Origin of the sequence: Campylobacter concisus (assembly GCF_902460875.1) — a bacterium.
Classification (GTDB): domain Bacteria; phylum Campylobacterota; class Campylobacteria; order Campylobacterales; family Campylobacteraceae; genus Campylobacter_A; species Campylobacter_A concisus_AA.
The window spans coordinates 38,665-52,342 of record NZ_CABPVR010000002.1; the positions used below are offsets into that span (position 1 = coordinate 38,665).

The 13,678-nt window shown below is 37.4% G+C and carries 13 protein-coding genes; 8 read left to right on the forward strand and 5 right to left on the reverse strand.

The features are described 5' to 3' along the window. Positions 1-35: 35 nt before the first annotated feature. The 6 genes from F3H01_RS01065 to F3H01_RS01090 all read left to right on the forward strand — a co-directional run bounded on the left by F3H01_RS01065 (position 36) and on the right by F3H01_RS01090 (position 5,777). The gene (locus tag F3H01_RS01065; RefSeq protein WP_149724549.1) at positions 36-572 is read left to right on the forward strand and encodes a superoxide dismutase family protein; all 537 of its coding nucleotides are present in this window, start codon (positions 36-38) and stop codon (positions 570-572) included. 153 nt (positions 573-725) lie between these two features. After that, positions 726-1,487 (forward strand): TSUP family transporter, encoded by a 762-nt coding sequence (locus F3H01_RS01070; RefSeq protein ID WP_149724550.1) that lies wholly within the window; start codon positions 726-728, stop codon positions 1,485-1,487. Positions 1,488-1,552: 65 nt separating this feature from the next. Beyond that, complete coding sequence (locus F3H01_RS01075; protein ID WP_103628838.1) at positions 1,553-2,236, forward strand: F0F1 ATP synthase subunit A; 684 nt, start codon at positions 1,553-1,555, stop codon at positions 2,234-2,236. Positions 2,237-2,400: 164 nt separating this feature from the next. Further along, positions 2,401-3,822: an Asp-tRNA(Asn)/Glu-tRNA(Gln) amidotransferase subunit GatB gene (gene gatB / locus F3H01_RS01080; protein ID WP_149724551.1), complete on the forward strand. Its 1,422-nt coding sequence runs from the start codon at positions 2,401-2,403 to the stop codon at positions 3,820-3,822. 12 nt (positions 3,823-3,834) lie between these two features. Further along, complete coding sequence (locus tag F3H01_RS01085; RefSeq protein ID WP_149724552.1) at positions 3,835-4,725, forward strand: NAD(P)H-dependent glycerol-3-phosphate dehydrogenase; 891 nt, start codon at positions 3,835-3,837, stop codon at positions 4,723-4,725. Beyond that, a complete protein-coding gene (locus tag F3H01_RS01090) occupies positions 4,722-5,777 on the forward strand; it encodes a glycoside hydrolase family 3 N-terminal domain-containing protein (protein WP_149724553.1) in 1,056 nt (351 codons plus the stop codon). Before F3H01_RS01085 ends, F3H01_RS01090 begins: the two co-directional genes overlap by 4 nt. Positions 5,778-5,857: 80 nt before the next feature. On the opposite strand, the gene F3H01_RS01095 is transcribed toward F3H01_RS01090, so the two are convergent. From F3H01_RS01095 to rarD (F3H01_RS01115), 5 genes are read right to left on the reverse strand one after another with little or no spacing between them, the layout of a single operon-like run. After that, positions 5,858-7,051, reverse strand: a complete 1,194-nt coding sequence (locus F3H01_RS01095; protein ID WP_107776541.1) for an McrC family protein — start codon at positions 7,049-7,051, stop codon at positions 5,858-5,860. A gap of 16 nt (positions 7,052-7,067) precedes the next feature. Continuing rightward, positions 7,068-8,954 carry an McrB family protein gene (locus tag F3H01_RS01100; protein WP_107776542.1) on the reverse strand — a complete coding sequence of 629 codons (1,887 nt, stop codon included), beginning with the start codon at positions 8,952-8,954 and terminating at the stop codon, positions 7,068-7,070. 54 nt (positions 8,955-9,008) lie between these two features. Further along, entirely contained in the window at positions 9,009-9,461 is a 453-nt protein-coding gene (locus F3H01_RS01105) for an aryl-sulfate sulfotransferase (RefSeq protein ID WP_149724554.1), read from the reverse strand. Next, complete coding sequence (rarD, locus tag F3H01_RS01110) at positions 9,454-10,350, reverse strand: EamA family transporter RarD (RefSeq protein ID WP_223155304.1); 897 nt, start codon at positions 10,348-10,350, stop codon at positions 9,454-9,456. Before rarD (F3H01_RS01110) ends, F3H01_RS01105 begins: the two co-directional genes overlap by 8 nt. Next, positions 10,325-11,212 (reverse strand): EamA family transporter RarD, encoded by an 888-nt coding sequence (rarD, locus tag F3H01_RS01115; RefSeq protein ID WP_009293763.1) that lies wholly within the window; start codon positions 11,210-11,212, stop codon positions 10,325-10,327. Before rarD (F3H01_RS01115) ends, rarD (F3H01_RS01110) begins: the two co-directional genes overlap by 26 nt. Positions 11,213-11,357: 145 nt before the next feature. On the opposite strand from rarD (F3H01_RS01115), the gene F3H01_RS01120 reads away from it, so the two are divergent. Both F3H01_RS01120 and F3H01_RS01125 read left to right on the forward strand, forming a co-directional pair. Then, positions 11,358-12,698 (forward strand): class II 3-deoxy-7-phosphoheptulonate synthase, encoded by a 1,341-nt coding sequence (locus F3H01_RS01120; RefSeq protein ID WP_149724555.1) that lies wholly within the window; start codon positions 11,358-11,360, stop codon positions 12,696-12,698. Between the two features lie 23 nt (positions 12,699-12,721). Next, positions 12,722-13,678, forward strand: coding sequence for an NAD(P)/FAD-dependent oxidoreductase (locus tag F3H01_RS01125; RefSeq protein WP_103641514.1), 957 nt, complete (start codon positions 12,722-12,724; stop codon positions 13,676-13,678).

Consider the following 13,678-nt stretch of genomic DNA (forward strand, 5'->3'; position numbering starts at 1 on the left):
GACTTTCAATACAATTTTATCCATAAGGAGCTTGTATGAAAAAAATCGTTTTACTAAGTGCAGTTTTAGGAACTTTGCTTTTTGCTCACGAAGGCCATCACTTTGATGTAAAAGCCGGAGAGCATCTAGTTATACCTGTTAACGAGCTAAGCGAGAAGGGCGACAAGAGTGTCGGCGAAGTAGTAGCTGTTAAGACAAATTACGGCGTTGCATTTTTTCCAAATTTAAAGGGACTTACTGCAGGACTACACGGCTTTCACATCCATGAAAATGCTGACTGTGGTGCGACTGAAAAAGGCCTTGGCATGAAAGCAGGCGGTCACTGGGATCCAGCTGGCACAAAAATGCACTCTTTTGCATGGGATGACAAAGGCCACAAGGGCGATTTGCCAGCGCTTTACGTAGATGCTGATGGCAATGCAAACTATCCAGTGCTAGCCCCAAAGATAAAAAGTCTTGACGAGCTAAAAGGTCACTCATTAATGGTTCATGTTGGTGGTGATAATCACAGCGACAATCCAAAAGCACTTGGCGGTGGCGGTGCTAGAATGCTTTGTGGCGTTATTAAGTAATCACTTTAATAAACGAGTCTTTGAGCTAGATCTAAAGGCTCGTTTAAATTTATAAATTTCAAAAATCTCTCATTTTAAATATAAAAATTTTACAAAAAGATAAGTACAAATAAATTACAATCTGCTTTTATTTCAATTATCAAAAGAGCAAAAATGGATTTTGATCTACTTAGCTATGTCGTTTTTTTTATAGCTGCGTTTTTAGGTGGTTTTATCGATTCTATCGCTGGTGGAGGTGGGCTTATAACGCTTCCAGCTATTATGGCGATGGGCGTGCCACCACACCTTGCACTTGGTACAAATAAGCTTCAAGGTGTCTTTGGTAGCTTTACAGCGACTTTAAATTTCACAAAACGGGGATTAATTAATTATAAAGAGTGCTTTGTAGGTATCATCTTTACTTTTATTGGAGCTATCATCGGAGCGGTGGTTATCCTATTTTTAAATACAAATTTTTTAAAGATAATTATCCCATTTTTACTGATTGCTATTTTTATCTATACGCTTTTTATGCCAAAAGTCGGCGAAAATGATAGAGCTGCAAAGATGAATGAAAAACTATTTTATGTAGTTTTTGGACTAATGCTTGGCTTTTATGATGGTTTTTTTGGTCCAGGAACAGGCTCTTTTTGGACATTTGCGATAGTGGCATTGATTGGGCTAAATTTAAAAAAGGCTGTTGCTCATACGAAACTCTTAAATTTTACTAGCAATATCGTTGCTCTTGGCATTTTTATAGCCGGCGGACAGATGCTTTGGGCTGTTGGACTTTTGATGGCAGTTGGTCAAATTTTAGGTGCATATTTTGGATCAAATCTTGTCATTAAAAAAGAGGTAAAATTTATTAGAATAATGTTTCTAGTGGTAGTTGCGGTGACTATTTGTAAATTGCTTTTAGATTATTTCAGAGTTTAAAATTAAAAATGTTTTAACAATAATTTTGTTACAATCACGCAAAATTCTAAATCCAAGGTAAATTAATGAAAGATTTGTTTCTATTTTCAAATTTCCTAAATAACTCCCACGCCTTTATCTATGCGTTTCACTTTCTGCTTGTAGCTTTGATTGTTATCATAGTTGCTTATATAGCAAGGAGTAAGATGCAACTTGTGCCAAGAGGTCTTCAAAATATAGTTGAAGCTTATTTAGAGGGCGTTATATCGATGGGAAGAGATACTTTAGGTAGTGAAAAACTAGCAAGGAAATATCTTCCACTTGTTGCAACTATCGGTTTTATCGTATTTTTTTCAAATGTTGTAGGTATTATTCCTGGATTTGAGTCGCCAACTTCAAGTCTAAATTTAACTCTAGTTTTGGCTTTAGTTGTATTTGTTTATTACAACTTTGAGGGCATTAGAGAAAATGGATTTTTCAAATACTTTGGACACTTTATGGGACCGAATAAATTTCTAGCTCCTATTATGTTTCCAGTTGAAGTCATCTCACATCTTTCACGTGTAGTTTCGCTATCATTTCGTCTTTTTGGTAATATCAAGGGAGATGATTTGTTCTTGCTAGCAATGCTTACACTTGCACCTTGGTTTGCTCCACTTCCAGCTTTTGCGCTTCTAACACTTATGGCTGTTTTGCAAACATTTATTTTCATGATGCTAACTTACGTTTATCTAGCTGGTGCTGTTGCTATTAGTGAGCACGAGCATTAAAATTTAAAGCCATATTTTTATATGGCTTTTTCCTTTTTAAAACTCTTTAAATTTTTAAATCACATTCTTTATTTTTCCAGTCAAAACGCTCATTTTTAGATATTTTAAAAGAAAGTATCGCTAAAATATGCCTTAAAAATTTGCATAAATTTAAAGGTAAAAATATGTTTGAAGTCGTTATCGGTTTAGAAGTTCACACTCAGCTTAATACAAAAACTAAAATTTTCTGCTCTTGCTCGACTAGCTTTGGCGACGAGGCAAATACTCACGTTTGTCCGACCTGCTTAGCTTTGCCTGGAGCGCTACCTGTGCTAAACAAAGAGGCTGTAAAAAAGGCTATCAGTTTTGGCACAGCGATAAATGCTAAGATCAATAAAAAATCAGTCTTTAATAGAAAAAACTACTTCTATCCAGACCTTCCGAAGGCATATCAAATTTCTCAGTTTGAGATACCTATCGTAGAAGGTGGCGAGCTAATAATCGACGTAAATGGTACTAAAAAACGCATCGGCGTAACAAGAGCACACCTTGAAGAGGACGCTGGAAAGAACATCCATGAAGAAACCGAGAGTTTGGTTGATCTAAACAGAGCCGGCACACCGCTTCTTGAGATAGTTAGCGAACCAGATCTTAGAAGTAGCGATGAGGCAGTGGCTTATCTTAAAAAACTACACTCAATCCTTCGCTTTTTAAACATTAGCGATGCAAATATGCAGGAAGGTAGCTTTCGCTGCGACGCAAATGTCTCTATCCGTCCAAAAGGCGATACCAAGCTTTATACAAGGGTTGAGATAAAAAACCTAAACTCATTTAAATTTATCCAAAAAGCGATTGACTACGAAGTAGAGCGCCAAAGTGCAGCTTGGGAAGATGGCAAATACGACCAAGAAGTCTATCAAGAGACAAGGCTGTTTGACACGACAAATTTAGTGACAAGATCAATGCGTGGCAAAGAGGATAGCGCGGAGTATAGGTACTTTCCTGACCCTGATTTGTTGCCAGTTGAGATCTCAGAAGATATGTATAACGAAGCGATAAAAATTCCAGAGCTTGCCGAGCAAAAGGTCGCAAGATACGTTAGCGAGCTAGGCGTAAAAGAGAGTGATGCTCTAAATTTAACTCAAAGCGTTGAGATGGCTAGATATTTTGAAGAGCTGATCGCCGCTGGAATTCAGCCAAAGCTTGCTACTACATGGCTAATAGTCGAGCTTCTTGGCCGCTTAAATAACGGCGTAACGATCGAGACAAGCCCAGTTAGCAGCGCTAAGATGATAAATTTACTAAAGCGCATAGAAGATGGAACGATAAGCGGCAAGGCTGCAAAAGAGGTGCTAGACTATCTAATGGAAAACGACGCGGACGTTGATAGCGTCATTGAAAAGCTTGGCTTAAAACAAGTGAGCGACGACTCAGCGATCATTGCGATCATAGATCAAATTTTGGCTGCAAATACTGACAAAGTCGAAGAGTATAAAAACGGTAAAGATAAGATGTTTGGCTTCTTTGTCGGTCAGGTGATGAAAGAGGGCAAGGGCGCCTTTAACCCAGGCAAGGTCAATGAGCTTTTAAAGGCCAAAATAGGCTAAAAAAGGGCTAAAATGAACATAGCAGTCATCGGAGCTGGCAAGTGGGGCAGTGCGCTATTTCACTCATTTAGTGAAAATAACGAGTGCGTCATCAGCTCAAGAACGCCAAGAGAGATGCCAAATTTTGTAAGCTTGGATGAAGCTTTGGAATGCGAATATCTAGTCTGCACGATCTCAACGCAAGCTACAAATTTATGGCTAAAACAAAACTACAAAAACAAAGGTCAAAAGATCCTAGTCGCTAGCAAGGGCATAGACACGGCAAATCTTAAATTTCTAAATGAAATTTATGAAGACTTTGTGGATAGAGAAAATTTGGCCTTTCTCTCAGGACCAACATTTGCAAAAGAGATCATGCAAAAGCTTCCTTGTGCCTTGGTGGTAAATTCTAAAAATGAAAATTTAGCTTTAAAATTTGCCTCTTTTTTTCCAAGCTATATGAAAGCATATACTTCTGATGACGTGATCGGCGCTGAGGTGTGTGGGGCGTATAAAAACGTGATCGCCATAGCTGGTGGCATCTGTGACGGCCTTGGTCTTGGCAACAACGCAAGGGCAAGTCTCATTTCACGTGGGCTTGTCGAGATGGCTAGATTTGGTAAATTTTTTGGCGCAAAAGATGAGACATTTATGGGGCTAAGCGGTGCAGGGGATCTTTTCTTAACCGCTTCATCGATACTTTCACGCAACTACCGTGTAGGTCTTGGCATCGCAAGGCACGAGAGATTAGAGAAAATTTTAAATGAGCTTGGCGAGGTGGCAGAGGGCGTCGATACTGCAAGGGCTATTAGCAAGATCGCTAAAGAAAAGGGCATATACGTGCCGATTGCCAGTGAGGTTGAAAATATGCTAAATGGCAAAGACGTTTTTGAGAGCGTAAAATCGCTTTTGGGAAGAAGATGAAAGCTTTTAAATTTATACTTTTTGTGGCTATTTTTGCTCTGGGGCTAAACGGCGCTGAAGTGAGCCTAAGAGCCAAAATCTCGCAGATGATAATGGTTGGTTTTAACGGAGCTAGCACAAAGGACGCTGCGTTTCGCGCGATGTTAAGTGACGCTGGATATGAGAGATTCGGTGGTGTGATGCTACTTGGCAGAAACGTCACCAATAAAGCCCAGTTAAAAGCTAGCATAAAAGCTATCAAAGAGAAAAGTCCTAAAATTTTTATCGCTATCGACGAAGAGGGCGGCAACGTAAGCCGCATGAAGGATAAGAGCTTTGATGGCCCATATCTTAGCGCATACGAGGTCGCAAGTACGCTTGATATCAAAAGTGCATACGATCTCTACTCAAAAATGGCTACAAATTTAAAAGAGTGTGGCATAAATTTAAATTTCGCTCCAGTGGTCGATCTGCACGATGAAAACTCTCCGATCATCGCTGCTAAGCAAAGGGCGTTTAGCGAGTATGCAAGCAAGGTGGTGATCTATGCTGATGCCTTTATGGACGCATTTAAAGAGCAGAGCATTTTAACGACGCTTAAGCATTTTCCGGGACACGGCAGCTCAAAAGAGGACTCGCATAAAAATAAGAGCGAAGTCACGCTAAGCAAAGACGCGCTTTTGCCATATAAAGACGCCATAAGCACTGGTAGAGCGCAGATCATCATGGTAGGACACCTTTTTGTAAAGGGCATCGACGAGGACAATCCAGCCACACTTTCTAAAAAAATAATAACCGATCTTTTGCGAAATGAGCTTAAATTTAATGGCGTAGTCATAAGCGATGATATGCTGATGAAAGGCGTTGGCGACGAAGCTTTGGCTCAAAAAGTGGTGAAATTTATAAACGCTGGTGGCGACATCTTGCTCTTTAGCGAGTTCAAGATAAATAACCAAAGAACGGCCGATCTAGTCGCTCAAATCATAGTCGATGCAGTAAACGAGAAAAAGATCAGCAAAGAGCGAATCGATGCTTCATATAAGAGGATAATGGCTCTAAAAGCGAAGCTTTAATGGTTGCTCTGATGAGTTGCAATCCACTTATTAAGAAATAGAAAATTAGAGTGGAATTTTAAGAGACTTTAAAAAGTACTTTAGACTAGTAAATTTCTAGCAATCTCGTCTTTTTCTAAATCAAAGTATAAAACATTAAGCCACATATTGTTTTCATATCTAAATTTCATAGCTTTTTGGTCAACACCACTTATTCTTGGGTAGACAAGATAAAGCCTACCGCACTCGTATTTCTTACCATAAGAGTAAAGTTGATATAGGTCAGCTTGTGAGATATTATCTCTTGACTTTATGATCTTCCATTTTGTATCAGCTATAAATTTGCTTTCTAAAAATATATCAGGCCTTAATCTAAAGCTCTTTGGATTTTCTACGAGGTGCTTTTCTGAGTGTTGCAGTATGACGTTAGGAAGCTTTTTCTTAATAAAATTTCCAACATAGCTTTCAAAGAGCACATTCATATCAAATAGCAAAGCAAAAGCCACATCGCTACCTCTATACGGGCTAAACGACTTATTTTGTAAAAATATCTTACTCCATAAAAGCGCTTGCTCATAGTGTTTTGTTTGGCGATTTAGTTTTAATCGGCTAAAGTCCGCGTTTATATCAGAGCTAGATGAAATTTCATCAAAAATAAATAAATATTCCCTAATGAGTCGTTGATTTCTGCTTGATTTTGAGTGCCTGTATAAAAACTCAAGCGTACTTTTTATGAGGCGATTTTCGGCTCTATCTATGGAAAATTCCTGATAGCAAACGTAAAATCTCTCTTTATGGACGATATTTTTACGTATTTGTTCCGAGATTTTTAGCTTTCCTTTTAAAAATTTTAGATTATCCTCAAGCTCTACATAGTCGCTTTTTATGCCTATTTTTACGAGTTTTGATACTTCGTCGAGGAACATTGATATAAAAATTTCAAGAAGCGGTAAATTTAGGCTTTTTAAATTTGCTATGTTTATATTTTTAAATGGATGGTTTTTTAAAGTTTTTAACATTCTCAGTAAAATTCTTTTAGAATTTTCTACCGCTTCTTTATTGTTGCCATTGTCGTTATCGTGGATTTTAGGAAGTATCTCAAGGCTATCGCCACTTTTTGTTTGGATGATACCGACATAGTTTTGAGCTTGTAAAAAATCGCCCTTCTTATCTCTGCCGAGCTTTAAAAACTCTACTGCGGCAAAATTTTCTCTAGTAAAGGTATCTATGGCTTTAAATAGGTCTTGGTTATCTTCCGGGCGAAATTTTTCAAACTCTATTAAGTATTTGGTCATTGCTTTGCGTTTTGTTTCATTCGTAAATTTTTATATAGTTTTCTGGCTCTTTAAAGGCTTCAAATTTTATCTCATATAAAATTTTATCAGTTTCGTATTCTTTGCCATCCAACACAAGCAATTTTCTATCTTTCTCTTTTTCTTTTATAAACCCATTATCTCCTAGTACTAGCCTTATCTTTTCCCAATCGTCATAAAAATACTCTTGTAGCAGCGGTAAAATTTTGTTTTTAAAGACATTTGCAAGCATTTCCATGTCTGACACATTTATAAAATAAGCATGTCCTATCGTGTGATCTCTGTCGTAAAGATACTCTATGCGTTTGTTTATCGTTTTTAGCATTTGTCCGATATCTATGCCAGCAACTTCTTTTAGATTATTGTATTCTGGCATCATCTCCACAAATTCAAACCTTCTTCTAAGTGCCGTATCCATAAGGGCTATGCTACGATCTGCTGTATTCATCGTGCCTATTATGTATAAATTTGATGGCACTCCAAATTTCTCTTTTGAATATGGCAGCTCGACCATTATCTCGTCATCTGCCCCTAGCCTTTTTGACGGCTCTATTAGAGTTATGAGCTCACCAAAAATTTTAGAGATATTCCCGCGATTGATCTCGTCGATGATTAAGACATAGTTTTTAGAGCTATTATCTACTATGTATTTTTGTATATCTAGCCTCATGTCATCAATTATCTTTGGTTCATATGATGAATATGTGTACTCTTCACCATCAAACAATACTCTTTTAAGCTTGCTGTATGCGACAGACATGGGCGACGAACCGTTTTTTGCGCGAACGACTATAGATGGAGTTGTGTTTTTATATAGATAAAATTCATATCCAGTTTGAGTAGTTAAAACTTTGCTTGATGGCGATGTAGAGTATTCTGGTAAAGTCAAAACATAGCTATCGTATAGCTCCTTAAAATTCTCCTCATTTATGATTTTGTTGTCATCTTTTGTTTTTACTATTATCTCATTTTTCTTTTTTGCTACTTGGCATAGAGCCTTAAATACGCCATCCTCTACTTCGTATTTCAAATTTCCGTTGGTATCATTTTTGGCCTTAATCCCCTCGACAAATTCCTCATATCCATAGCTTTGGTGGAATGTTACGAATTTTATTTGTCCGCTTTCAATATACCTTTTAAATTTAGACATATCATCTGACGCATTGCCTTCTATAATTTCTAGTGCTTTACGAACAACGTTATATGTTTTTCCAGTTCCAGGAGGACCGTATAAAATTTGATTAAGGGGATAAGTTAATTTTTTGTCATCATTTGTCATTTCATATCCTTTGTTATCACTATTATTTTGTCTGTTGTTTTCTATGTTTTTATAAAATTTGTCATATGCCAGCTTATATACATTTGTTAGTGCATTAAGTAAGCTTGTGTAGTCAAGAGTTGTAAAAGTATATATATTTTCTATGGTAAAGTATATATACTTTTCCCATGCAAGTTTATCGAGCTTGAAGCCAGGAATATGTATCTTTTTGCATTCTGACTCTAGGAAGTTATATATTTCATCTTTTAGATTTTCTTCTGTATCGCTTAGTTTTGTGTCAGTTAGTCCTATAGATACATAAAAATTACTTGGTTCTGCTAAAACGGCAAAATAAACAACCAAATGAGACTCATTCTTAAAAGGTTGATATCTATTCCATATATATCTTGCAATAGTTTTACCATCTGCTTTTAGCCAATTTCCATTACGCTCACTTGTAAAATTTTTAAAAGTATTATCTGTAAATTTGATCAAATTTTCACGAAAATTACTTAATTTGTCACGTGTTATTTTTTCGTATTTGCTGTATTTTGTACCCTGAACGTATCTATTTGTAAAATATTTAAACCCATCTAAAATTTCATTTTTTAAATTATCGCTTATCATATTTCTATCCTTAGTTTTTGTTATTTTATAGCTTCAGACCTTTTAAGTATCTTTTCACAGCCCATCAAATTCTCTCTTTAGCTCCTCTCTTAGCTCTTCGGCTCTATTTTCGCCGTTTTTGAAATTTATCTTTATAAAGCCATCAAGCTCGTCCAAGATCGCAAAGAGTTCGCTCTCCCAGCTTAAATTCTCTTGCTTTGATAAAGTTTCCAGTTTTTCTCTTATTTGCTCTAAGGCATCTAATGCTTTATCCTTCTCAGACTCACTATTTAGCGCATCTTCAAATAAAATATCTTGCCTTAAGGCGTTTATTTTTTTAAATATTACATTGCAAAATTTTGGATATTTCTCAGCATTGCTTAAATTTTCTAAAATCTCCTGCGCAGCCTTTTGATAAGCTGGCACCGCCCCCTCTTTGTCGAGCTTTCTGGTTAGTTTTTGTATCTGAAAATATAAAATAAGCGCTGCAAAAAATGCAAGTAGCAAATAAATCGTCACACTATTCATTTTTACTCCTTTTTCTAAATTTATCTATGCTAATTATCGCAAGTGCCAGCCAGATCATACAAAACGAGATGACCTTGTAGCCGTCCAAATTTTCGCCGTAAATGAAGACCGCACAAAGGATCGCGATGGTCGGCGAGATGTATTGCAAGTAGCCAATCGTGGTTAAATTTATCCTTGTTGCAGCTGCGTTAAATGCGACAAGTGGCACGATAGTTACGATGCTTGAAGCGATCATTAAAAGTGAGTCTTCGTTTAGTCCAAAATGGCTTTTACCTAAAAATGCTATGTAAAGGACGTAAGCAAGTGCAAATGGGAACATAAAAAATGTCTCTATAAAAAGCCCGTTAAATGCGCTAATCTTTGCCATCTTTCTAACTACTGCGTAAAATCCAAATGAAAGCGGCAAGATAATGGAAACTAATGGCAATCCGCTTTGGGCATAAATTTGTACGCTAATGGCTAAAACGACTATACAAATGGCTAAAATTCCGCTTTTATTTAGCCTTTCTTTGAAGATGATAACGCCAAGGAGCATGCTTATTAGTGGATTTATAAAATAGCCCAAGCTTGTGTCCAAAATTTTGCCATTGCTAACCGCATATACATAAACGCCCCAGTTTGTGGTGATAAATATACCACTCAAAAATAAGGTTTTTAGCGAACGAATATCTTTAAGTAAAGCAAAAATTTCACCCATTCTGCCACTAAAATAAAGCACTCCAGCCATTAAGAAAAATGACCAAATGACTCTGTGGGCTAAAATTTCATAAGCATCGACATCTTTGCTAAATAGGTTGAAATAAACCGCCAAAAATCCCCACATAAAAAAGGCGCTAAGCGCGAGAATAACGCCTTTTTGGCTCTCATTTAGTCTTGGTATTTTTGTCACCTTTTATAGAATTTATACTATCTATCATCAAAAGCGTGACAGAGATGGCTAGGCAGATCATCAAAAAGTATGAGCTTTTTTCCAGTCTCTCGCCGATAGCAAATGAGACAAAAAGCATCATTATAGGCTCAAAATATGTAAGCAAACCTAGTACATTTATCGGCACGAGCGTGCTTGAGAGGATCTGGGCGATGAGGGCTATGCCGCTGATAGCACCAAGCAAGATGAGTAGATAGTAAATGTTTGGATTTTGGCTCATTACGTAGTCCATATCGGCTGTGAGCGCAAAATAAAATGAGAATAAAAACATAAAAATTATCTCTATAACAAAGCTTGAGAAATTTGCAAGGTTGTAGTACTTTCTAATGGTAAAATAGACTGGATAAAGGCAAAAAACTACAGCGCTCTCCCACGAGATGCCACCACTAATGACTGCTGTGCTAAAGACGCCAATGGCAGCGAAAAATATCGATGCTAACTTTGTTTTTGAGAGGTGCTCTTTGAAAAATATCCGTCCAAAAAGGACCATGACTATTGGCATGATGAGGTAGCCTATCGAGACTTTTAGCGCTGCGCCGTTACTTGGAGCCCAGAGATAGAGCCACATCTGAAATGAGACGATGAGCGAGGTAGCAAGCAAAACTAGTAAAATTTTAGGTTTTAGCTTTATTTTTAGAAGTAAAAATTTGAAATTTCGCTGCTGTTTTAACAAAAAAATGGCGGCGATGACAAAAGGCATGGCAAAGATCATGCGGTATCCAATAAGAGCTTGCGTGCTAATTGGATTCATAAGCACTGACATGTAGTAAATGCAGTTAAATAAAACTGATGCCAAAAGCGAATAAAAAATGCCTTTTATCATGAAAAAAATCTTCTCTTTTTTTGGGTAAATTTAAAGTAGCGATTGTAGGCAAAATATCTTTAATAACCCATTAATGGCTTTTATTTTTTAAGTTTGCCGTGATATAATCAGCGTCTAATTTAAGGCAAAAAAGATAGGAAAATAAATGACTTGGAACCGCGATAGCTGGAGAGAATTTAATATCTTGCAACAACCAAATTACCCAGATTTAAAAGAGCTTAAAGAAGTCGAAGAAAAATTAAAATCACTTCCTCCTTTGGTCTTTGCTGGCGAGGCTAGAAGTTTAAAAGAAGAACTTGCAAAAGTTTGTAATGGCGAGGCATTTTTGCTTCAAGGTGGCGACTGTGCTGAGAGCTTTACAAATTTTAATGCAAACAACATCAGAGATATGTTTAAGGTTTTACTTCAAATGGCGATAGTTTTAACCTTTGCAGGTGGCTATCCAGTGGTCAAAGTGGGCCGCGTAGCAGGGCAGTTTGCAAAGCCTAGAAGTAGCGATTTTGAAGAGGCAAATGGCGTTAAGCTTCCAAGCTATAGAGGCGATATCATAAATGGCTTTGAATTTGACGAAAAGGCAAGAGTGCCTGATCCAAAACGCATGATCGAGGCGTATTATCAAAGTGCATCTACGATGAACTTACTTAGAGCCTTTTCAAGAGGCGGTTTGGCCGACCTTCATCAAGTCCATAAGTGGAATTTAGGCTTTGTCAAAAAGCCAGAGATCGGCGAGAAATACGCAAAACTAGCTGATGAATTAACAAAGACGCTTTCATTTATGGCAGCTTGTGGCATAACTTCAGCAAATACGCCAGTCATAAATCAAACCGCGGTTTATACATCTCACGAGGCACTTTTACTGCCTTATGAGGAGGCTTTAACTAGAGTTGATAGTCTTAGTGGTGAGTGGTACGACTGCTCGGCTCATATGCTTTGGATAGGTGAAAGAACGCGTGGTATAAACGACGCTCACGTGCATTTTTTAAGCGGTGTAAAAAATCCTATCGGCGTAAAGATCGGACCAAGTGCAAAGGCTGAAGATGTCGTCACACTTGCAAATAAGCTAAATCCAGAAAATGAAGCTGGTAGACTAAATGTGATAATCAGAATGGGCGCTGATAAGATAGGCGAAAATTTACCAAAAATTTTAAGAGAGCTAAAGCGAGAAGGGCTAAATATCGTTTATAGTATCGATCCGATGCATGGCAACACCGTAAAAACCTCAAATAACTACAAAACCAGAGAATTTGACAAGATAATAAGTGAAGTTAGAAGCTTTTTTGAAATTCACAAAGCTGAGGGCACAAGAGCTGGCGGCGTACATCTTGAGATGACAGGCCAAGACGTGACTGAGTGTACGGGTGGGGCATTAAATATCACTGAAAGCTCGCTTGAGCAAAGATATGAAACACAATGTGATCCAAGGCTAAATGCTGATCAGGCACTTGAGCTTGCATTTTTGATGGCTGATCTAGTTAAAAAAGCTTAAAATTATAAAATTTGGAGAAAAAGATGGTAAATGTTTATGATCTAATTGTTGTTGGTGGCGGACCCTGTGGAATTGCTAGTGTAGTTGAGGCAAAAAGAAATGGCTTAAACAACGTTTTGCTTCTTGAAAAAGGCGATAATCACAGCCAAACGATAAGAAAATTTTATAAAGATAATAAACGCGTAGATAAAGAGTATAAAGGGCAAGATAGCACGATACATGGCGTAGTTTCATTTGAGGATGGCACGAAAGAGAGCACGCTTGATTATTTTGACAAGCTGCTTGATACTGAAAAGATCGAAGCTTTTTTTAACTCTGAAGTAGAGAGCGTGAAAAAAGATGGAGAAAATTTTAAAGTAACTACCTCAAAAGCCGTCTATGAAGCTAAAAATGTGATGATATCAATTGGCAAAATGGGACGACCAAATAAGCCTGATTATAAAATCCCGCCTTCACTAAACTCGGTTGTAAATTTTAATCTTGATAGCTGTACGAACGGCGAAAAGGTGCTTGTTGTAGGTGGCGGAAACTCAGCAGTTGAGTATGCGATCGAGCTTTGCCAATACAATAAAACCACAATCGCTTATAGAAAAGATAATTTTAGCCGCGTAAATGAGACAAATTTAAGCGCACTTTGGGAGCTAGAAAAGCACGGCAAGATAAAAGTTAGGCTAAATCACGATATAAAAGAGATAGATAACGAATCAGGCAAAGTTAGAGTGCATTACGAAAATGGCAAAATTCGCGTTTATGATAGAGTTGTTTATGCAATAGGTGGCTCAAGTCCGGTTGATTTTTTACAAAAATGTCAGATAAAAATTGATGAAAAAGGCACTCCAATAGTTGATAGCAACTACCAAAGTAGCGTACCAGGACTTTATGTGGGCGGTGATATAGTACTAAAAAATGGCGGCTCAATAGTCGTTGCTCTAAATCACGCTCATCACGTCATAAAAGACATTCTAAAGGGCAAGGCATAA